Annotated in this window: 20 protein-coding genes; 7 read left to right on the top strand and 13 right to left on the bottom strand. The window is 37.1% G+C overall.

Features of this window, described 5'->3' with window-relative positions; genetic code table 11:
* Positions 1-3: 3 nt before the first annotated feature.
* The 5 genes from ACVWYG_RS03245 to pyrF all read right to left on the bottom strand — a co-directional run bounded on the left by ACVWYG_RS03245 (position 4) and on the right by pyrF (position 4,069).
* On the bottom strand, positions 4-552 hold the full coding sequence (locus tag ACVWYG_RS03245; protein WP_457268695.1) for a pyridoxamine 5'-phosphate oxidase family protein: 549 nt from the start codon (positions 550-552) through the stop codon (positions 4-6).
* Positions 553-649: 97 nt separating this feature from the next.
* Positions 650-868: a PspC domain-containing protein gene (locus ACVWYG_RS03250; RefSeq protein ID WP_457268696.1), complete on the bottom strand. Its 219-nt coding sequence runs from the start codon at positions 866-868 to the stop codon at positions 650-652.
* Between the two features lies 1 nt (position 869).
* Positions 870-2,153 (bottom strand): DUF2851 family protein, encoded by a 1,284-nt coding sequence (locus ACVWYG_RS03255; protein WP_457268697.1) that lies wholly within the window; start codon positions 2,151-2,153, stop codon positions 870-872.
* A gap of 127 nt (positions 2,154-2,280) precedes the next feature.
* Positions 2,281-3,189, bottom strand: a complete 909-nt coding sequence (locus tag ACVWYG_RS03260; protein ID WP_457268698.1) for a DMT family transporter — start codon at positions 3,187-3,189, stop codon at positions 2,281-2,283.
* Between the two features lie 46 nt (positions 3,190-3,235).
* The gene (gene pyrF / locus ACVWYG_RS03265; RefSeq protein WP_457268699.1) at positions 3,236-4,069 is read right to left on the bottom strand and encodes an orotidine-5'-phosphate decarboxylase; all 834 of its coding nucleotides are present in this window, start codon (positions 4,067-4,069) and stop codon (positions 3,236-3,238) included.
* Positions 4,070-4,478: 409 nt separating this feature from the next.
* Here pyrF and rho point away from each other — a divergent pair, with 409 nt between their 5' ends.
* Both rho and ACVWYG_RS03275 read left to right on the top strand, forming a co-directional pair.
* The gene (rho, locus tag ACVWYG_RS03270; protein ID WP_457268700.1) at positions 4,479-6,218 is read left to right on the top strand and encodes a transcription termination factor Rho; all 1,740 of its coding nucleotides are present in this window, start codon (positions 4,479-4,481) and stop codon (positions 6,216-6,218) included.
* Between the two features lie 69 nt (positions 6,219-6,287).
* Positions 6,288-6,983: a CDP-alcohol phosphatidyltransferase family protein gene (locus tag ACVWYG_RS03275; RefSeq protein ID WP_457268701.1), complete on the top strand. Its 696-nt coding sequence runs from the start codon at positions 6,288-6,290 to the stop codon at positions 6,981-6,983.
* Between the two features lie 6 nt (positions 6,984-6,989).
* Here the strand turns inward: ACVWYG_RS03275 and folK are convergent, their stop codons facing one another.
* Positions 6,990-7,484 carry a 2-amino-4-hydroxy-6-hydroxymethyldihydropteridine diphosphokinase gene (gene folK / locus ACVWYG_RS03280; RefSeq protein ID WP_457268702.1) on the bottom strand — a complete coding sequence of 165 codons (495 nt, stop codon included), beginning with the start codon at positions 7,482-7,484 and terminating at the stop codon, positions 6,990-6,992.
* Between the two features lie 49 nt (positions 7,485-7,533).
* Here folK and sppA point away from each other — a divergent pair, with 49 nt between their 5' ends.
* Entirely contained in the window at positions 7,534-9,300 is a 1,767-nt protein-coding gene (gene sppA, locus ACVWYG_RS03285; RefSeq protein ID WP_457268703.1) for a signal peptide peptidase SppA, read from the top strand.
* A gap of 106 nt (positions 9,301-9,406) precedes the next feature.
* On the opposite strand, the gene ACVWYG_RS03290 is transcribed toward sppA, so the two are convergent.
* Positions 9,407-10,033, bottom strand: coding sequence for a hypothetical protein (locus tag ACVWYG_RS03290; protein WP_457268704.1), 627 nt, complete (start codon positions 10,031-10,033; stop codon positions 9,407-9,409).
* Positions 10,034-10,114: 81 nt separating this feature from the next.
* Between ACVWYG_RS03290 and ACVWYG_RS03295 the strand changes: the two genes are divergently transcribed.
* The 4 genes from ACVWYG_RS03295 to ACVWYG_RS03310 all read left to right on the top strand — a co-directional run bounded on the left by ACVWYG_RS03295 (position 10,115) and on the right by ACVWYG_RS03310 (position 14,105).
* Positions 10,115-11,800 (top strand): helix-hairpin-helix domain-containing protein, encoded by a 1,686-nt coding sequence (locus ACVWYG_RS03295; RefSeq protein ID WP_457268705.1) that lies wholly within the window; start codon positions 10,115-10,117, stop codon positions 11,798-11,800.
* A gap of 117 nt (positions 11,801-11,917) precedes the next feature.
* Positions 11,918-12,520 carry a DUF4254 domain-containing protein gene (locus ACVWYG_RS03300; protein ID WP_457268706.1) on the top strand — a complete coding sequence of 201 codons (603 nt, stop codon included), beginning with the start codon at positions 11,918-11,920 and terminating at the stop codon, positions 12,518-12,520.
* Between the two features lie 60 nt (positions 12,521-12,580).
* A complete protein-coding gene (locus ACVWYG_RS03305; protein WP_457268707.1) occupies positions 12,581-13,609 on the top strand; it encodes a glycosyltransferase family 9 protein in 1,029 nt (342 codons plus the stop codon).
* Positions 13,602-14,105 carry a SixA phosphatase family protein gene (locus ACVWYG_RS03310; protein WP_457268708.1) on the top strand — a complete coding sequence of 168 codons (504 nt, stop codon included), beginning with the start codon at positions 13,602-13,604 and terminating at the stop codon, positions 14,103-14,105. The genes ACVWYG_RS03305 and ACVWYG_RS03310 overlap by 8 nt, the downstream gene beginning before the upstream one ends.
* Positions 14,106-14,132: 27 nt before the next feature.
* On the opposite strand, the gene ACVWYG_RS03315 is transcribed toward ACVWYG_RS03310, so the two are convergent.
* From ACVWYG_RS03315 to ACVWYG_RS03340, 6 genes are all read right to left on the bottom strand, one after another.
* Positions 14,133-15,611, bottom strand: coding sequence for a family 43 glycosylhydrolase (locus ACVWYG_RS03315; RefSeq protein WP_457268709.1), 1,479 nt, complete (start codon positions 15,609-15,611; stop codon positions 14,133-14,135).
* Between the two features lie 445 nt (positions 15,612-16,056).
* Positions 16,057-16,614 carry a carboxymuconolactone decarboxylase family protein gene (locus ACVWYG_RS03320; RefSeq protein WP_457268710.1) on the bottom strand — a complete coding sequence of 186 codons (558 nt, stop codon included), beginning with the start codon at positions 16,612-16,614 and terminating at the stop codon, positions 16,057-16,059.
* A 90-nt stretch (positions 16,615-16,704) separates the two neighbouring features.
* A complete protein-coding gene (locus tag ACVWYG_RS03325) occupies positions 16,705-17,559 on the bottom strand; it encodes a helix-turn-helix transcriptional regulator (protein WP_457268711.1) in 855 nt (284 codons plus the stop codon).
* A 126-nt stretch (positions 17,560-17,685) separates the two neighbouring features.
* Positions 17,686-18,219 carry a GNAT family N-acetyltransferase gene (locus tag ACVWYG_RS03330; protein ID WP_457268712.1) on the bottom strand — a complete coding sequence of 178 codons (534 nt, stop codon included), beginning with the start codon at positions 18,217-18,219 and terminating at the stop codon, positions 17,686-17,688.
* Positions 18,219-19,667, bottom strand: coding sequence for a DUF2130 domain-containing protein (locus tag ACVWYG_RS03335; protein WP_457268713.1), 1,449 nt, complete (start codon positions 19,665-19,667; stop codon positions 18,219-18,221). The genes ACVWYG_RS03330 and ACVWYG_RS03335 overlap by 1 nt, the downstream gene beginning before the upstream one ends.
* A 121-nt stretch (positions 19,668-19,788) precedes the next feature.
* Entirely contained in the window at positions 19,789-21,990 is a 2,202-nt protein-coding gene (locus ACVWYG_RS03340; RefSeq protein WP_457268714.1) for a DUF262 domain-containing protein, read from the bottom strand.
* Positions 21,991-22,184 lie beyond the last annotated feature (194 nt).

A 22,184-nucleotide genomic window follows, 5' to 3' on the forward strand; every position in this document is an offset into this window, starting at 1 on the left:
CTTCTACAAATCCAAATCTCCTTCAACGCTATCATCCATGGTTTTACCGGTAACTACTGAAGCGGCCATTTTTAAAAATGCAATCGCATTGCCATGCTTATTGTCCCAATAATATCCTTCTGAAGGCACAACTTTAATCAATGAGATACTTGGATCGTCTTTCCCCCCTTGAAACCAAGTTTTAATTATCGGGCTCCAGAGCTCATCAATCTTTGCCTGATCTCTGCTAATTTCTGCTATTCCGTAAATGTTTACGAAACCAGAATGTGCGGAGGCCTGAAACATTAAATTGGTAAATGGATCTGCAGCAATCTCTTGATTTTTGTGGCTTTCCTTCATGCTCATAAACCAAATATTCCCTTCATCATCTACTTGTTGGATGGCCATCGGGCGCACTGAAATCGGAATTCCTGTTTTAATGTTGGTACAGAAGAAACAGCTTTCCGCTTTTTCGGCCAGTTCTCTAAGCTTTTCTACAGCTTCTTTACCTCCTAAATCCTTAATATTTTCTTCTTGAGTATTGTTACTACTTCCTTCTTGTGACGTTTCCATAATGCTATCTTTGTTTTTGTGAATCGGTAGAAAGACACTTCTAAACAAGTTTGGTTTTTAGCTTTTGTAGAAAACAAAAAAATCTAGTAGAAATACGTTATTCGAACACCCTCAGTCGCATTCGCCTCATGTAGTGTCGAATGTCTAACACAACTGCTGCCAAAAAGTAAAATAAGATTGGAAAACCAACCGCCAGAAAAGAAGAATAAATAAAAAACAAACGCACTTTTGCGGTGCTCATATCGAACTTATTTGCTAGATAAGTGGAAACGCCAAAACTTTGCTTTTCGAAATAGGTGATTGTTTTTTGAAACATATTATGCCTGCTTTAAAATTTTAATTCCGATACCACAAAATAAGCATTTTTTTTGATCACAATAAGCCTTTTTTAATTGAATGGCGCCTTGCGATGCAAAAGCGTGTTCTAGTTGCACACCTGCACTCTTAAATGACGCAGTAATTGCGTTAATCTCTGCCGGGAGTTGTTCTAATAGTTTAATTGCCCGATGTACGTAACCATCTGTGCCAGTGTGCTTGCCATAAGCAAACAAAAAAAGTGCCACTGTATTTAATAAAATATTATCGATCGAAGCGCGACCCATTTGAGCGCCCACTGCAGGCGTTTCTTTCTTAAAATGGTAATGTGTTTTCCAATATGGATTTAAAGGCAAATTTTCAAAAAGCGCCCGCAACTCCGTCGGGCTTTTAATGTTCAAAATTTTAGAAAAAAGATGATTTTCTTTAAGAATTAGCGCTGCAAATTGCGCCAACCGAACCGTAGGAAAATTCTGTGGGCGCATCCTCATAAACTTCCAGATACTCGGGCTTAAAGCCTGCAACGCATACTTTTTTTTTAGAAATTCAAATTCAGTTTTTAAATCCTTTGGATACTGCTCTAAATAATTATCGTTTAAAAATCCTGCTACGCCAAAAACTAACGCCTCTACCTGCAGCGCATTTTCTTTGTGTTTGGCATAAATTTGTTGTGGTAAAGCCTTTGCAAATAGCTCGAAAGGAAGCGCGTTTACTTTAAATCCAAAGTTTGCAGCTAGCATGTGGTAAAAGGCTTCATCCCAATTTCCTTTTAGTTGCTCAAGCGATTTACCTAATAAATCTGCCTTTTGCTCGAACCGCTCTATCAGGGTGCGCGATAAAAAAGCATCCACAATAAATTTGTCAATTGATCCTATTTGAGCCGAACAGGGAAAAGCATTTAAATTTAAACACAAATCTGCATATCGTTCTATTAAATCAATTGCTATTCGATTTTTAAGCTTCAAAACCGGTATTAATGTTCCATCTTTTCGGGTAATGTCAGCATCGTGTTCAAAAACAACGTGCAAAATGACAGTATCATAAGCAGGATCTACTTGGTGGTTGTGTCTCAACCAATCAGAAGATTTTAGATGGATTTCTACATCGCCAACCAAAATTGTGTCCTCGATCTTAATTTTTGCCTGACTAAAATCTGGTCCGGCATGTTGGTTGAGCAAACCGACGTGTAAGATAGAAAAAGGGGTTCCGTCAACACATTGTAAATTGCAAAAATCAAAAGACTTAAAGCGCCAAACATAGTGTAAAAACTCTTCCGGAAAACCCATTTTTGAAGATAAGGTTTATTTATTGATAATTAAGCAGTTGGAGGCCTAATGAAGTTTTAGATTTAGGCATGCAAAAATTTATAACTGTTTTTAGAGGATTATTATTTCCCTTCAGCAAGCACGTTTTTCACGCTTTTAGCGGTGTTGCTTTTTTCTTATAATTGGTAATTATTACGCCAGCCACAATAAGTACCGTCGCGACAACAAGATCTAAGCTCACCTTTTCATTCAGTATAAGCCAACCCAGAAAAATGGCAATAACGGTATTAAAATAGGTCAGTATAGAAACATCCGATGCAGAAACCCGCTTGAGCGCGTAATGGTAGCAAAAATAGCCTAGTACAGAACCAAATACGGCTAAATAACAAATTGCCAATAGACTTTCATGCGCCCAATTGGAAACGTTTACCTTACCGGAAAATGCTAGCGCCAAAAAAAACTGAATTACTGCTGCGAATGCGAACTGGTAAAATAAATTTAAAAAAATATATGCTGGTTTAATGCTCTGTAATTTAGAATATACTGTTCCGATTGTCCATCCGGTTACTGCAATCATCAGCGCTAATATTCCATTTCTGTAGTCGGCATCGAGCAATCGAAAAAACTCCGCTCTAAAAATAAACACAGCACCCAAAAAACCAAGAATAATACCAATAATCCCTTTTACGGTGGCTTTCTGCATCCCTAAAATTACCGTAACTATAAATACCAATAGCGGAGAAATAGAATTTATCAGAGAGGTAACTCCGCTAGGGACAGTTTTTTCTGCCACAGTTGTTAAACCATTTGCGATGACGACCATGGCTATCGAGAGCACCATTTGTCGCGAAAGATTTTGCCAACCGATCCATTTTAACTCTTTCTTGTAAAGTAAAATAGCCAATATAATGACCGATGAAATGGTTTGCCTAATTGCGGTAACATACCAGGCAGGGATTGTCTTTACGGCAACTCTTATCCCCAAATAGGTTGTGCCCCAAATGATGGCTACCCCCATTAGGGCGAGGACCAATTTTACATCTATTGATGCTTTCATTTTGCTAGTTGCATTAAGCCATTTGACCAATAAAAATTTGAAAATCTCAACTAATAAGTTGTCGACTACTTAGAATCTTTGCCATCTCCTGTTGGATTTCCAAGGCGGCTTCTCTAGCTTTCTCAGCAAAATCTTCTCCACTGCTGGCGTAAATTATTCCCCGAGAGGAATTAACCAATAATCCACATTGGCCATTTAATCCATATTGACATACCGCTTGCAAATTGCCACCCTGTGCACCAACGCCTGGCACTAACAAGAAATGGTCGGGAATAATTTTCCTCACCTCTTCAAAAAGCTCACCTCTAGTGGCGCCAACGACATACATTAGCTGTTCATCACTTCCCCAGGTTAGAGAGGTTTCTAAGACGTGTTCAAAAAGTCTTCTGTTTCCGATTTCTTTCAATTGAAAATCTCGATGGCCTTCGTTTGAAGTTAGCGCTAAAAGTATAACCCACTTATTTTTAAAGTCTAGAAAAGGCAAGACAGAGTCGCTCCCCATATATGGCGCAACGGTTACTGCATCAAAATCCATCTGTGAAACTTCTGCGTTAAAAAAAGTTTGCGCATATTTTTTCGACGTATTGCCAATATCTCCTCGTTTAGCGTCTGCGATGGTAAATATGTCATCGGGAATTACCTTAGTGGTTCCAATTAAAGCTTCCCACCCCGGCACTCCTAAACATTCGTAAAAAGCAGTGTTGGGCTTATAAGCAACTGAAATATCTGCTGTAGCTGCAATAATCTGCTTGTTAAATTCAAGAATTGGGTTGTTGTAGCGCAGTAAGTGTTTCGGAATTTTATCCACGTCAGGATCTAAACCAACGCAGAGAAAACTCTGTTTTAACTTAATTTGGTCGAAAAGCTGTTGTTTGGTCATTTGATGGATATGAGCTGCAAATATGAAAAATTTTAACAGAAAATAGATTGATTAAATCTCCGCAGCAAAAGAATCTAAAAATAATTTAATATTTTTCTTGCAGGTTTCAATGTAAATACATAAAATTGCAGCATAATTCTCGGTAAAGCACCTGAATATCTCAAAAAACTTATCAAAACTATTTTTGTTATTATTTTTTATGCATGTGTTTATGCAGTTATTCGATGATTAAAACCGCGCTAAATCTCTCATAGTGCAGTGTCCCAATACGAATTATAATTTTTTTTTCTTTAAATCTATCAGAAATCACAAACATATCTAATGTTAAATTCCGAACTAAAAAGAGTTTCTGGATTGACTTATTAAAATAATTTAGCAAAAAAATTTCCCGAAATACCAAAAAATCATAATGTTTAGCAAAACAGAATTAAATGATAAGCTTACCTCAGAATTGCGGACGCTTGCAGAAAACTACGGCTTAGAAGGAGCCGATACTTTTAGAAAAATCGATCTTGTAGAGGCGCTGTTGCATCAACAAGAATTAGCAAAAAATACATCAGAAGTAGGTGTTTCCGACGAACAATCTGAAAGCGCCAAAGCAGTAGCTGTAAAACTAAAAACGAGCAAGGTGGCGAAATCGGCCAAAATTGCACCAATTGCCGAAGCTGCGCCAGTGTCCGAACCAGTAAAATCAGGAGTTGACAACACCGCTAAAAAGCGCGCAAGGGTAAAAAAAGATGTTATACCGAATGCTGCTGATGATAAGAAAGAATCTGTCACCTTGTTCGACGAACCGAACACTAGAGTTTTACTAAAAGAACAGGAACCAGAAGCTGCAGTAAAAACCGAAGGGTTAAAATCGATTTCTGAACTTATTGAAGAAAACAAAGAAGTTCCTCAACTGAAGCACAAACCGATTCAAAAAAATTCTAAAGAGAAAGACAAAGACAAAGCGCCTCGAGATGAAAATCGCCAGAAGCACAATAGCAGTGATCATCATCAAAAAAACGAAAACAGCTATTCAAATTTGGATTTCGAAAACGTAATTACAAATGAAGGCGTATTGGAAATTATGCCAGATGGTTATGGCTTTTTACGCTCTGCGGATTACAACTACCTCACTTCTCCAGATGATATTTATGTGTCCCAGTCGCAAATTAAATTGTTTGGTTTAAAAACAGGCGATACAGTTAACGGGAGCATAAGACCGCCAAAAGAAGGGGAAAAATATTTTCCATTGGTAAGGGTTGAAACCATTAATGGAAAACTGCCTGCGGAAGTAAGAGACCGTGTTCCTTTCGATTATCTTACCCCACTTTTCCCAACAGAACGTTTAAACTTATTTACCGACAATAGCAATTATTCTACCCGGATAATGGACCTTTTTACGCCGATTGGTAAAGGGCAACGTGGGTTAATTGTTGCGCAGCCAAAAACCGGTAAAACAAATTTACTTAAGGAAGTGGCCAATGCAATTGCAAAGAACCATCCTGAGGTTTATTTGATTATCCTTTTAATTGATGAGCGCCCAGAGGAAGTTACAGATATGGCTCGCAGTGTGCGTGCAGAAGTAGTGGCATCTACATTTGATGAACCGGCAGAACGCCACGTAAAAATTGCCAATATTGTGTTGGAAAAAGCAAAACGGCTAGTAGAAAGTGGTCACGATGTGGTTATTTTATTAGATTCTATTACTCGTTTAGCTCGTGCTTACAACACAACGGCTCCGGCAAGTGGTAAAATTCTTTCCGGTGGTGTCGATGCGAACGCACTGCACAAACCTAAGCGCTTTTTTGGTGCCGCAAGAAATATAGAAAATGGCGGATCGCTCACTATTTTAGCCACTGCACTAACAGACACAGGCTCTAAAATGGATGAGGTAATTTTCGAAGAGTTTAAAGGAACAGGAAATATGGAGCTTCAGTTGGATCGTAAGTTATCGAACAAACGCATCTTTCCAGCCATCGACATCACTGCCTCCAGTACACGTAGAGACGATTTACTGCACGATAGAGACACCTTGCAAAGAGTTTGGATATTGCGCAATCACTTGGCAGATATGAATAGCCAAGAAGCTATGGAGTTTGTACAACGGCAGATAAAGGGAACAAAAAGCAATGAAGAGTTTTTGATTTCGATGAATAGCTAATCTAACGATACTACTAGAATATGGCGCTCGACTCACCAGTTGAGCGCTATTGTTTTTACCTTTCAATCCATGAAAAAACACATTCCGAATGCAATTACGTGTGCCAATCTTTTTTCTGGATGCATTGGCATTGCCTTCGCTTTTAAAGGCGACTTAGGTGCTTTACAAATCGCAGCCTATTTTGTCATCCTATCGGGAATATTTGATTTTTTCGACGGCATGATGGCTCGACTTTTAAAGGCGAACTCGATCATTGGTAAGGATCTAGATTCTTTGGCAGACGTGGTAAGTTTTGGCGTATTGCCAGGAGTGATTATGTTTCAATTGTTAAAGCAGAGCGACTATAGCTCTTCAATCCTACCCTATTTGGGCTTTATAATTACTGTTTTTTCTGCCGTTCGACTTGCAAAGTTTAACAATGACGAACGACAGACAGAGGATTTTATCGGTTTAAATACGCCAATGAATACCTTTTTTATCTGTTCGCTTCCCTTTATCGCTGTGGACTATCCGTTGGTGGTCGGCTCTTCGTTACTGCTTATCGGCATTATAGCCGTCACTTCTTACCTAATGATTAGCGAATTTAGGCTGTTTTCGCTTAAATTTAAAAGTCTAGCGTGGTCTGCAAATAGGTTAAAATATATTTTCTTAATTTGCTCAGCTGCGCTTATTATTGCCTTACAATTCGTAGCGATTCCATTTGTACTGTTGCTTTATCTTATTTTTTCTAGTTTCTATTTTAGGGGGAAGTCGTTAGCTGCCTAATCCGTCTTATATCTTTTCAACCAACAACGGATCCTTGCATTGCTTTCGTAAATCATCTATTGACACTTTTAGTAAGGGATGAATGATCGTTCCGGCAATTTCACTTAGCGGAATGAGGACAAAATTCCTAAATTGCATCTGCGGATGCGGTATTTGTAATTCATCGCCCAAATCAATAATTTCCTGATCGAAAAGCAACAGGTCAATATCAATTAAGCGTTGTCCCCAATGGTCTTTTCTTACTCTTCCCATCGTTCTTTCTATCAATAAGGCCATTTGTAATACTTCTAAAGGCGTTAAATCAGTATAAATTTCCAATGCCAAATTTAAAAATGCAGGTTGGTCTTCGTTACCCCAAGCTGCAGTTTGATAAATAGCTGACTGGGCCGAAATCTGCCCCACTTTTTCCGCCAAAAGCAATGTTGCACGCTTTAAATATTCAAGCCGATTTCCAATATTACTGCCAAGTAACAAATAAACAGTATGGCACTCTAAATCCATATTAACTGCGCGTATTTTTATATCTTCGCAAATTAAAGAAAATCAGTAGATGAAAGAATTTTTCAAGTTTATGTTTGCCTCCATTTTAGGGTTTTTTATTTCCATAATATTGGTGGGCGTAGTTATTTTTGCCATTGCTGCCGTCGCGATTTCTTCCATGGATTCTGATAAAAAAGTGGAGGTGGATAAAAACTCAGTGCTTTACCTAAATTTAGATCAAGCAATTTCAGAGCGCACGCCAAAAAATCCTTTTCAGGGATTGCCCATTCTTGGAGGCGAGGGAAAAAGTGGAATCGGTCTGAGCGATTTTATTAAAGCGGTAAAAAGAGCAAAAACCGACGATAACATTACCTGTATTTACTTGAACGTGAGCAGTCCGAGTGCCGGAATGGCAACGATGAGGGAAATGAGAAACGCACTAATCGACTTTAAAAAGTCTGGCAAGAAAATATTGGCATACAGCGAGGTTTACAGTCAGGGTGCTTACTATCTTGCTTCTGTGGCTGATAAAGTTTACTTAAATCCAGAGGGAGATTTAGAATTTAAAGGTTTTAATAGCCAGCTTACGTTTTTTAAAGGAACACTAGAAAAACTAGGCATTGAAGCGCAAGTAATTAGGGTTGGAAATTATAAAAGTGCTGTTGAGCCGTTTATTTTAGATAAAATGAGCGATTACAACCGCAAACAGGTTACTGCTTATTTAAATGGTTTATACAATACATTTTTAGGTGATATTTCCGCCTCACGTCATGTGCAAACAGATTCTCTATACAACATTGCTGACAAATTTAAAATCCGGGCTCCGCAAGATGCTGTAAATTATAAGTTGATTGACGGCTTAGAATACAAAGACCAAGTGCTTGAAGAATTAAAAAAACTATCCGGCAGAACCAAAAAAGAAAATATTAAGAGTGTTACCATTAACGACTACGCTAAGAATAATACCGATCAAGGATCGGGTAAAAGCGAAGTGGCTGTGATTTATGCCAATGGCGATATTATTGGTGGTGAGGGTTCTGATGAACAAATTGGATCTGAACGCATTTCTAGAGCAATCCGCAAGGCAAGGTTAGATGATGATATAAAAGCAGTGGTGTTGCGTGTCAATTCGCCGGGCGGTAGCGCATTGGCTTCTGATGTGATTTGGAGGGAAATTGTACTTACCAAGAAGGAGAAACCTGTTATCGCATCCTTTGGCGACGTTGCCGCTTCGGGCGGATACTACATTGCGTGCGCGGCCGATAGTATTTTTGTTCAACCAAACACCATCACAGGATCTATAGGTGTTTTTGGTATCATTCCAAATTTCCAAAATTTGCTAACCAATAAGTTGGGGGTTACTTTCGATGGTGTCAAAACTGGAGAATATGCAGACATCATGTCGGTAAATAGACCTATAACTGCAGGTGAGCATTTTATCATCCAAAGTCAGCTAAATAGGGTTTATGCAGGTTTTGTAAAACGCGTTGCCGACGGAAGGAAAAAAAGCACAGGTTATATAGATAGCATTGGTGGTGGTCACGTTTGGATTGGCACAGATGCAGTTCAAATTGGCCTTGCAGACCGAGTGGGCAGTTTCAATGACGCCATTGTTGCTGCTGCTAAAAAAGCAAATTTAAAGGATTATAAGGTCGTTGAATATCCCGAAGTGATAGATCCGTTAAAATCGTTTATTTCAGAAGGTAGGGATCGCATCAAAACATTTTACACCAAGCAAGAATTAGGCGAAAACTATACGATGTATAAGGAAATGAAAAAAGTATTAGGCATGACAGGCATACAAGCTAGAATGCCTTTTGCTGTGGAAATTAAGTAAAAATGAAAGCATGTTGTGCTTTTATATTGAAAGCGCACCATGCTTTTTTTACAAACGTTTAGCGCTAATTTCTGATATCCGACGGCTGACTTTCGATTTCTAAGCGCTACTCAATCTTTTTCCATTTTGGATTCGGACTTAAATAGTCGCTCTGAATAGGCCTATTAGGTTTATGGATGGATACAGCTATACTTTTTCCTTTTTTAAATTCAAATCCAATGCCAGATGACGCATCATCATAAATGGCAATGGTATCTTGTTTCTCATCTAGATATTTTGAAACTTCCTTTAATCCGCTGAATTTTGATTTCGTGTCTTGAAAATTTCTGTCCACTCCAAAACCATCTTGTGTTTTGTATAAAATGGACGTTGCACGAATTTCTTTCACATCCTTATCGCTCATTGCACTGTCTCTATAGGAAGTAAAAATACAAAATTCGCTCGTTTGGGTGGTTGTTGGATCTTTCGCATACCAGATTGCCCACGCCTTTCCCATAGCTGCATCGCCTGCATCGGCATTTCCTAACAATCGGTTAACTTTTTGCAAACTGTCTCCCAAAGATATTTGGCCAATAGACTTACCAGGTACAATCAAGTATTTTTCGTCCAAAATCTTACCCGGACCTTCGGCAACAGCCTTTGTAGAATCTTTACCTGTATTGTCATACTTCGCAGAATTACATCCAGCAAGCGCGAAGATGCCAACAATACCTAAATATTTTAAAATGTTCATACGTCAATAACAAACTTTTCGTCTTTTTGTGTGATCCAAATATAACTGTTCAATAAAACTATTATTCTTAATTTTATCGCCATGGAGAACAAAACGATTGCCCGCTCGCTGAAACTGCTCGCACAGCTTTTAGAGTTACATGGCGAAAATCCATTCAAAATAAAATCTATCGCAAATGCTTATTTCAAAATCGATAAGCTGCCTTTTAAGCTGAAAGATAAAGCTCTTGAAGAAATAGAAGCGATCCCTGGGATCGGGAAAAGTTTATCGGCGAAAATAACGGAACTTTTAACCACCGGCAAATTGCAAGAATTAGAAGATTTGATTGGAGAAACACCCGAGGGAGTGATGGAAATGCTTCAAATAAAAGGCATCGGACCAAAAAAAATAGCCGTCATTTGGCATGTACTCGGTATTGAAAATCTTGGCGAACTTTACTATGCCTGCAACGAAAATAGGCTAATTGAAGCCAAAGGTTTCGGATTAAAAACTCAGGAAGAAATAAAACAGGCCATCGAGTTTAAGATTGCTGCAAATGGTAAATTCCTATACTCGCAGGTGGATCTAATGGTGGTTGATTTACGTACCAACCTTTCCGCCTGGTTGGTTGGCGTGGACAAAGATGCGCAATTGGGATTTGTTGGTCAATATAGAAGAGGCTGCGAAATTGTGGATGAATTAGAAATTATAATTGGTTCGGAAAGATCAGAAAACATCGTGGCTCAACTGCCAAATTTCGAACAACTTTCCTTTATCGCTGGGCAGGATTTTTTCGTCGCAACAAATGCATCGGGACTAAAAGTTAAGTTATACATCGTGGAAAAAAATGATTTTTATTTAAATTATTTTAGATATACCGGTTGTGCAGCACATGTTGAGGAAGTATTAAAGCTCGTTGACCAGCAATATTTTAAAAGCGAAGGAGACATTTATAAGCGCGCAGGGCTTGATTTTATTGTACCCGAACTTCGAGAAAACTTAGGAGAAATTGAACTTGCCAAGCAAAAAAAACTTCCTAAATTAATAGCATATAAAGACTTAAAGGGAAGTTTGCACAACCATTCCACCTGGAGCGATGGCGTACATACCTTAGAAGAAATGGCTGTGTTTTGCAAAGAAAATCTTCAGATGGATTATTTTGGTATCTGCGACCATTCTAAGGTTGCAGTTTATGCAAAAGGTTTAAGTATTGAACGCGTTCTGGCACAACAAAAAGAAATAAACACCCTGAATGCAAAGTTCTCGCCCTTTAAAATTTTTAAAGGCATTGAAAGTGATATTTTAAACGACGGTTCTTTAGACTATCCAGAAGAAATCTTAAAAACTTTCGATTTTGTGGTTGCTTCTGTACACAGCAATTTAAGAATGGACGAAGAAAAGGCAACTTCGCGGTTAATTAAAGCAATAGAAAATCCATACACTACCATTTTAGGGCATCCAACCGGAAGATTGTTGTTGAGCAGACCAGGTTATCCAATCGACTTTAAAAAAGTGATAGATGCATGTGCAGCAAATAAAGTGGTGATCGAAATAAATGCTAATCCTTTGCGACTAGATTTAGACTGGAGATGGCATCGTTATGCGCTAGACAAGGGAGTTTTACTTTCGATAAATCCGGATGCACATCGCACAGAGGGTTTTTACGACATGAACTATGGAATACTTGCGGCAAGAAAGGGCGGACTAAATGCGGAACAGTGCTTAAACGCTTTTACACTTGAAGAGATCACTAAATATTTTGATTCCAAAAATAAGGCTAGGATTTAGATGCGGCCGTTAAGCGCAACAATTCTGGGCTTTATTTCAACAGAAATCATTAATTACCGGTCCATATAACGAAGCTAAAAGTAAAGTGCAGTTAATCTTTTAATATATATTTGTGAAATGATCAGTGAAACCGCCAACCGCATATTTAACCAAGCAATTGCCGATTATCATAAATTTGATGAGATAGATCATCAAATCAAAAACCCCTTTCAAGCCGACAGTTTAAACCATCTTTTATATCAAAAAAACTGGATTGACACGGCACAATGGCACATGGAGGATGTGGTTAGAAATCCAACAATTTCGCCCAGCGAGGGCCTTGCTTTGAAGCGTAGAATTGATGTACAAAATCAGATCCGTACCGATATGGTTGAGTATATCGACAGTTATTTTTTGAATATTTACCAATCTATTTCGGCAGCTGCCGATGCAAAAATAAATACCGAAAGTCCTGCGTGGGCTCTGGACCGACTTTCTATTTTAGCTTTAAAGATCTACCACATGCAAGAAGAGGCCGTAAGAATCTCGGCTTCTGAACTGCATCGCGCACAGAGCACCGCGAAATTACAAGTGTTGTTGTCGCAGCGCGAAGATTTATCTAAAAGTATTGATGAATTGTTGACGGATATCGAAACTGGCAAAAAATACATGAAAGTGTACAAACAGATGAAAATGTACAATGATGCAAATTTGAATCCTGTTCTATACGGAAAACGCTAAAGCACTTACTCGGATATTACTTGGTTAAGTGATTAATTCCCTCAAAAATACGCGAGTGACATGAAAGATCAAAAAATTATCGTGTTAAGGTTTTCTGCCATGGGCGACGTGGCAATGGTAGCGAGCGTGTTAAAAGAATTTACTGTGCAGAATCCTACTGTGCAGGTTATTATGGTAAGCAGGCCACAGTTCGAAGCTTTTTTTACAGAAATTAATGGAGTAACTTTTCACGCCATTCATCCAAGGACTGTTCATAAAGGTTTAGTAGGCTTGTTTAAGCTATATCAGGAATTAAAACATTTTCAGGCAATTGGAGTCGCTGACTTGCACGATAACATTAGAAGTAGAATACTTTCTGGATTTTTCCGCCTTGCTGGAGTAAAAATTAGACGCATAGACAAAGGGCGAAAAGACAAGAAGGCGCTTACTAGGATTGAGCATAAAATCTTTAAGCAATTGAAACAAACGGTAGAACGCTATGCCGATGTGTTTAGAGCTTTCGGCTTTAACCTTCAATTGAGCCACAAACTTTTAAAAGATCAGAAAAAACTACCAAAAACAGCTGAAAATCTTTTTAAGAATACTGCTTTTAAAAAAATAGGCATCTCCCCTTTTGCGCAACATAAGTATAAGATGTATTCCTTAGAAAAAATGGAGCAAGTGATTACGGAACTGGAAAAAATGCAACTGGAGATTTTTATCTTTGGCGGTGGTCAGACGGAACAAGGAATTGCACAGCATTGGGAGAGCGATTATACAAATATCCATAACCTTATTGGTCAGTTTACTTTAGAAGAAGAACTTGCAATAATTTCAAATATAGATTTAATGCTGAGTATGGATTCTTCAGGCATGCATCTGGCCTCATTAGTGGGCATTCCTGTCATTTCTATATGGGGCCCCACTCACCCCTATGCAGGCTTTTTAGGTTACGGTCAGCAGCAGAATGATTGTCTGCAGATTAATCATCCAAATAGGCCAACTTCTATTTACGGAAACAAACCATGTTTATGTGGTGTTGATCCTTGTATAGATTTAGTTGATTCCACAGACATCGTAAATAAAATTAAGGAAAAACTGTATGCTTAGACAACTTATCTTGGTGCGCCATGGAAAATCGGACTGGAAAAATGCACCTGCTGATGCAGATTTCGACAGAACTCTAAACAGTAGAGGCAAAAAAAATGCACGAGAGATGGCAGAGCGTCTTATAAAACAGGGGTTTACTTTAAATCTGATGGTAAGTAGTCCTGCAAAACGCGCAAAATCTACCGCCAAACGTTTTGCAGAAGTTTTTGATTATACCAATATCATATTCGAACCTACCATTTATGAAGCAGGCACAAGTAGTTTATTGCATGTGGTGAACAACTTAGATGACCAATTTCAAAAAGTGATCTTGTTCGGTCATAATCCCGGTTTTACCGATTTTGCAAATCAATTAAGCAAATCGGATATTTACAACATCCCAACCGCCGGCATTGTGGTCATCAACTTCCCATTTCATAGCTGGAAAATGATTGGCATGGGCACAGGGGAATTAGCTCTTTTTGATTATCCAAAAAATGAAGAAGATAGGGATTGATCTAGTTGAATTTTAGTTTCCCCTTTATTATTCTATTCGTAAATTGTATTTGAGTTGTTGTTTTTCTTGGCTATTAAAATTTTTGCCGTCATCAATACTTACTGCGGCCAAATCTCCATTGCTACTGCCAGAGGTAGCTGTTGCAAAGCCATAACAACCCTTTTTGGTTGCCGAATTTAAAATTAGGATGTACTGTTTTCCCTTAATTAAATTAATCATTGGCGCAATAGTCTGGTTTCTAGCAGACCATCCTATCGAATCCCGTGCTATACTTATAGATGTTAGAGACGAGCCTGAAGCCCTTCCTGACTTTGCCTCATAAAAATCGAGTGTTAAATTTTGGTCGGGATAACCGCTCTTTAACGTTGTAAAAGTAAAAGATTTCAACAGACCTGTTTTATACGCAGTAAACAATTGCGAACGTTGTTTTCCAACCCCTATGTCACAACCAGCAGTAAACTCAAGGCCTCGTTGAGGATTGCTCTTTTTAAAACTAAAAGTTTTTAAACACTCCATAGGATTGATTGAACCATCATCTGCAAAAGTCAACGGAGCCCAATAAAAGTTAGCCATTGCTTCATTTTTGGCCGCGTTGTTCCACAAATCACTGCCATACAAATAAATGGTATCATCATTTACTTTCATAGTAGAAACAAAAGATGGTTGCCCACCACAGGAATTATCGCTAATTTTTTTTCCACCAGACCAGGGGCCAAGAGGAGACCTAGCGGTTTTATACGAAGTGCCGGTTGCAGAGCAGTATCCACAATTTGGGTCAGAATAGGTAATGTAGTAAATGCCTTTGCGCTTAAACAATGCGGGAGCTTCTGTTTGTCCAGAGGTGATCGATGTAGTTACCTTACCTGTACCAGAAAGGTAATCGTCGGTTAATTTTTCGACTACAATTGTGCCTTTTGTTCTCCAATCTGTAAACGCAAGATAACCGGTGCCGTCATCATCTACAAACAGGTCGTGGTCACCATTATTTAATCCCGCGGCAGGCATTTTACTATTTACGGCTATTTTCGGTTCTGCCACTTCTACAAACGGCCCAATCGGCGACTTTCCAGTAAACACACGATATCCGCTTACATTGTCATAAACATTTATCCACAACACATAATTTTTATATTTTTTGTTATAGACCACATGAGGCCGGAAACATCCGTAAGTTTTGCCATCACATCTAGATTGCCACAAGGGAGTTTTAGCATCGAACAGATAACCTTCATCTTTCCAGATGATCATATCCTTTGATGAATACGTTTTAAAACCACAAAATGGCGCTGTTTTATTGTTCCATTCAAAGCCGCAATCATAACTTGTTCCATACAGATAGTAAGTTCCCTTAAAGTAAGCAATCTCCCCATCATGTGCATCAACCGCATTTCCTAAATTGTCAAAACGAGTAATCTGCTTTCCGTCAGAAGTAAAGTTTTTCACTTGCCCATTGACAATGAAGGCGAAACTTAAAAAGAGCAAAGAAGTTGTTAGGAATTTATACATAAAGTACAGTGGTTAAGTTCTATAATACATTTGGTTAATCGACAAGTCAAGACCATATGTAAATTTAACCAATTCGAACCGCTTAAATTTACGCAATTTGACAATAGCTTTATAGTTTATGGATGATCTCTACTAAACTCTAATTCTCCGTACAGTATTTTTTTTCCATATATAGACTATTTTTATTTTGAAAGCTGCCTTTTCGAAGCGCGGTATCTGTGCTCGTTTTTATATTATCTTGGAGGAACTGTGCTGAATATATGTCTACAACGAGCGCACAATTAGCTCTTCTAAAAGGATCTTGCGAGGGATCAAAAGCTATTTTCAACTTCCAACCAATTGTAGAACTCAAAGAAGAGATCTATTTTATTAGTAATTTAATTCATGGTTTAAATCTGTTTATAACTGTTGCAGCACATATATTAACGAGCAAACTATTTACTAGCTAGTTTGATTTTTTCCAAACTCTACCTGCAAACACTTCGTCGACTTCAGGGTTTGTTATGTGATTAGAATAGTTACTCATTGTTTTTGCAGCAATGCCAGCGATTATCCCTAAAACTCTTTCCTCACCATATCCTGCTTCTAAAAACTGATATATTTCGTCGTGCGAAACATTACCCTTGTTTACTACTAAAGATCTTGTAAGTTTTGATAGGGCAGCAAGTTTGACATCTGGAATTTGTTTGCCATCACGAATGGCATCCGTCACTTCAGTTGGAACTTTCGACATTTTATCCGCGATAAAACTATGGGCAGCCATACAATATTCACAATTGTTTTCGTAAGCCACCGTCAAAAAAACCACTTCTTGTTCTACGGGAGTGAAACCCGAATTTGCTCTGAAACTGTTGTAAGAATAGATGTAGGAGTCTAGTAAAGCAGGATTTGCACCCATGGTTACATACATGTTAGGCACGAAACCTAACGTTTTTTTTGAGTTCTCTAAAATAGCATTTGTTATTTCGGACGTAGAAGTATTTTCTAATTTTAAATTTGCCATGTTGTATTGTTGTTAACAAAAAGCGTTGTTGCCTTTTGATACTACAAAGATGGAGCAAATTGGAATCTCATGGTTTGTTTAAAAGTTCAACTATTTGTTTTTTTGGTTCAGGCGATATGCAGAAGGCGAACAATTGTATTTTTCGGTAAATAGATGAGAGAAATTTGCGAGATCATTAAAACCACAATCAAAGGCAATATCTGTTATCCGCTCTTCAGACAAGGCAAGCAATTCCGCCGATTTTTCTAATTTTCGATTGCGGATGTGATTGGCAGGCGTATCGTTGTAGTTTTTAGTAAATTCTCTTTTAAAGGATGATAAGCTCAAGTTGGTCATTTTTGCAAAATCCTCTAAACCGAAACTAGAATAAATATTACTTTCTATAATCTGCTTAAACGTAAAACTAGTTGGAGAAAATAGCTGAGACAAAATCTGTTGTATGGTCGACGCGTTTTTTGTTTGACACAGCAGAAGGATGATTTCTTTAAACTTTAACACCAAAATGTCTTCATTAACCAAAGTTGGATTATCGAAGTAAAACAATAAGCTTTCAATATATTTCTGAATTAAAAAATCATTGTTCAATACACTCAAATCAATTTTTTCATCTATAAAGCTTGGATTTTGAAAAACCTTAGGCAGGTCAGCATTATAGATAGACTTTAAAACTTCTGGATGAAAATGAACAACGATAATTTGATGGTGCTTAACGGAGTCGGCCTCTTTTATTTGAGTAAAATAATTACCACATTTTAATAAAACAGCATCATTTTTTGGGATAGATACTTGTTGGTTTTCTGTCTTATAATTGATCTGTCCTTCAACCATATATAAGAAACAAGCTTCATCAGGCATAGGGTTAGGTATTTTGAAAGGCGCTTGAATGGTCAATTTTTCAAAAATGATCTTCCCAAATAGTTCGTATTGTTTTCTTTCTATGATCATTTTTTTAATAAATTTTCACTTGATGGTTAAAACCATATACCGTCTACAGGCAAAATTTAGGCCATCCCGCAGCTGTTTGTGGCTGGAGTTCCCGTTTACTAGTTGCAGCGTATAAAATTTCAGTCGTTACGAGACTTTTGGATGCCATTCCTCATGTGTCAAACGATATACACCATTTAGTTTTGGCTGCTCGCCAAAATAAGCGACCTCTTCTTCCGCAATTTTTGTAGCGCCTAATCTTCCAATCGCTATTTGCGAACGAATGTTATCAGCGCCGACATGAAAATATACTGTTTTTGCAAATTGAAAAATATAATCTAACATTAAAGTCTTTACAGCATTATTAAAGCCTTTGCCCCAATAAGCCGTTCCGTAAAAGGTGTAACCAATTAGTATTTCATTTTCGGTATGGTCGTAAAATCTGGTACAACCTATTACCTTGCCATCTGCCTTATTTACAATTTTAAATGCTCCTTTACTTTGCATTGCACCGTCAAAAAAAACTTTGAAAACTTCTAATTTCCAACGGTCTTTATTTGGATGTTGTTCCCAAACTTTTGGGTCTGAAGCAACAGCATAGATATCGTCGAAGTCTTTCTCCTGTAACGGACACAGCATTACCTTTTCATTGGCCAAAGTGGGCTGTATATTTAGACTCATTATTCTTCCTTATTTAACTCGTCAAATTTTGCCATCATGGTTGGATTGCCTTTTGTAAGTCTCTTGATGGTCAAATCGTCTGCCTTATTATTGGCCAACCTCAAATTATTAACCGACGATAATAGTGCATCCTTTGTTTTATGAAGATGGTCTATCGTCTTATCAATCTCATCGATTGCTGTTTTAAACTGTCTACTTGCCAAGTCGTAATTTTTAGCAAAGCCCATTTTAAATGCATTGATGCTTTCCTCAAAGTTTGTAATGTCGAGATTCTGACTTTTTACGATGGCCAACTCCGCTTTAGCCTTCATAGAATTCATTGCTGCGTTTCTTAACAGCGTAATAATTGGAATAAAGAATTGCGGACGGACAACATACATCTTCTCATATTTATAAGAAACGTCTAAAATACCTGCGTTATAGAGTTCATTGTCGGCTTCTAACAGCGTAACCAATACGCCATACTCACATTTCTTCTCCGTTCTATCTTTGTCTAATTCCTTAAAGAAATCTTCGTTTCTTTTCTTTGAAGCGGTTTCGTCGCCTTCATTTTTCATTTCGAACATGATGGAAATAATTTCATTTCCAAACTCGTCTGTCTCTCTGTAAATGTAATCGCCTTTACTTCCCGATCTCGAATCGTTGTCTTTTTCGAAATAAGATTTTTGAAACGCCGTTGCGCGAAGCTTGTTAAATTCTATTTCACAATGTTGTTCTAAGGTTTCACCAAGCATTTTGGTGGAAAGCTTTAGCTTCATATCCTTGCGAAGCGCGATTTCATCATCTTTGTATTTGATAATCTCATCCTTTGCTTTGAGTTCGGCCGTGTGTTTTTCGCTAAGCGATTTTTCTAATAACTGTTTTTCGGCATCTTTAAGTTTGATGTCACTCATCAAATCGTCTCTTTCCTTCTCAACCCTTTGGACTGCCTCCGTGACCAACAATCTTTTTTCAATTTCTGCTTTTTCCAGATTCGATCTCATCTCAGCAACCAACCGCTCCTTTTCTGCCGATTGAGCCGACAACTTTAATTCATTGTTTGCTTTCAGCTGAATGAGTTCTCTTTCCCGTTCATCTTTTTCTAGTTCAAATTTTTGAATGGCTTCTTTAACCGAATGTTTCCTTTCACTTTCCGCCTTTTCTAGATCTGATTTGAGTTCGGCAACTAAGGTTTCTTTTTCTGCCAACTGCTCCGCTAATTGAAGTCTTGTATTCGCCTTTAGTTGAGAAATTTCCAAATCTTTATGAGCTAGCTCATCTTGCAACGCATTTTTTAAATTGGCTTCTGCAAGCTTGATGGCACTTTCCTTATCTTTTTCCGCAAGGTTAAGTCTATTCTGTAATTCTTCTTCAAATTTAGAATCTCGCACTTGTTTAAGTATGTCGGCAAAACCTGCTTCATCTACTTTAAAAGCTTTATGGCAACTGGGGCATATAATTTCGTTCATGGTGGGGAGGGTGATTTTATCTTCTAATATTTAGTTTTGGTAGTTGAACATGATTTAAATTCCTATCAAAACAAACCAATTTTAACTGCAATCAATATTTCATTTTCAGGTTCTGTAATATTTATTTTAATTTTATCTCTACAGAGTTTGTTGGCATATTAAATTTGTCCATAACACTTCCAATTCTTGCCATACAAGTAGAAGCAGAAATATTTATATGTATAAGTAGCGTATCGTCGTCACGTTCTTTCGATTTACCCCACACTTTTCCGTCGAACGTTTTATATCGTTTTGATAAATCAATATTTGAATCAATCAATGTCTTTAAAACACTCCACTTTATCATTGTTTCGTTTTTCCTAAAAAGTTCTAATTGATTGTCAAGAATAAAATCAAAAGCGAAATCTGGGCTATCTTTTAAGTATTTTAAAAACTTAATAAACACATCTTGCCAGGAATTAACCTTTATCACCTTGTCTCGAATGACGAGTTCGAAAGGTTTCTTTCCTTCAGCCATTTCGCCTGCATCTATATCTAATGGCGAAAATGATGTATTCTCAATCGATTGAGTATTCCAATTTGCTTGTTCTTTATATTGTTCAGGTAAGGGAAAAGTGTTGATAAACCAATTTATCATATTTGCTTGATGTTCTCTGATACTTTGCTCGTTCCAGATGTCCCTATTTATTACATCCAATCTATAATTCAACGAAGATTTCTCCAATTTTCTTTTTTTAACTTCGAAGGATTTGTTGCCAATTTCACTATTAAATTCAGTAAGTATTAAATTGCCTATATTATGTAAGTAATTTTCATGAATCTCTTTAGAACCTTTGCCTAAGTCACTTTTCCAAGTATCTTCTAGAGTTTGAGGCATAATATGCTCAATTGTAATTTTACGATCACGAAAATCGACCGCTACCTTTGCATTATGTCCTTCTATCTTACCTAAAATAAATTTTGAATATTGCTTTAGCCCTTCATAGAAATTCATTGTAGTGAGTGTACTTTTCATTTCATTGTCATTAGGTAATCTAAGCCTGTAAAAAACATTCGTTAGTAAATCGAAAATTGACACATTTCCTTTTGCTAATCCTTCTATTTTTTTACTAAAAGTCACAATGTTTTTATTTTCTCCCTGTGTGAGTCCTAAAATTCTTCTTCTTATCAAATATGTTCTTATCGTGGTCAAAGTGGAAATCAATAACTCATCAGTAAATCTAACGTCGTCGATAGAATATTGATGATATTCCAGTATGCCTAACACGAATGGCTTGAAAGCTTCCGCTTTTATATCGTGGAATATATTTCTAAGTAATTCCTTGATTTCTTTATCATTGGTGTTGTTAAAGGAAATTTTGTCATTCACGACTTCCGTTATAATCCATTTGTAGCACTTAACAGAACTAACAATATCGGTTACGAAATCATTATGATCTTCAAAGTTATCTTCTACAAAGTCCTTAAATTGCTGATACAATTCTTTAGTATTATTGTCACTAACAACCTTTAAAGAAGTTGCTGTTTTGTACTGTAGATAATCTCTAAAGAATTTTGATGTATTTTCATTGAGTATTTCTTCAATTTTTGGATGCCAAGTCTTTTCATAAATGTCTGATTGTTTTTCACTTTCCATATTTAGCAAAACAAAATTTCTAACAAGATCAGATAACGTAAGTGGCTTTCCTAAAGAATTAAGAGTTTCGAATATTATTTGGGGATCCTCCCCTTTAAAGGGTCTTTCATCCAAAAATATTACTGCTACATTTATTCTTTGGATTGCTACGATGTATTTTTCGAAATCTACTTCCGGCTTCAATTTTTTCTTTTCATTGATAAGTTTCTTAAGTAGTTCATACGCGTTACTGATCACACCAGGTAAGGGCCGATTTTTGTTTACTAGCGCTCTGTAAGAATTCCAATCTTTTGTTACTTGTTTTAACTTTATCTTATCTTGAAATGAAGACGAATTATTAGTTAAATAGTTTTGTGTAATGTAATTTTGATTTTCTTGTTCTGGTTCACAATCACGTAAAGCAATCAGAAAGATTAGTGTTGTAGTTAGCCTTTGCTGACCATCGACTACAACTGACTTGTTCGCGAAACCTGCTTTTTCTTCCTTGATTACTACGGTTCCAAAAAAGTGTTCTAATTTATCATGCTGTTTATTATCGAGTTCAGATTCTATAATTCTTGAAATATCACTAAAATATCTTTCGATTTCTGGCCTTCCCCAAGCGTAGGCTCTTTGGAAAGGTGGAATGAAAAATGATGTTGCATTTTTCGCTAAAACGTCATTTATTGAATGGCTTTCTGTTTTCATTTTTTTTTAATTTTTCAGCTTGTTACTAGAACTGTGAAAAGTCGCTCGTAACTTAGTTTAGTGTAAATTATTATTCCATATAATAGTCAAAAATCTGACTAATTCACCTGCATTTAAACTCTTTTATAACTAACTCACATTAATAAAACCTATCAAAATAAAAAATTAAAAGATATCAAATATAAAAATGTCTA

This window comes from Pedobacter sp. UYEF25, assembly GCF_054061655.1.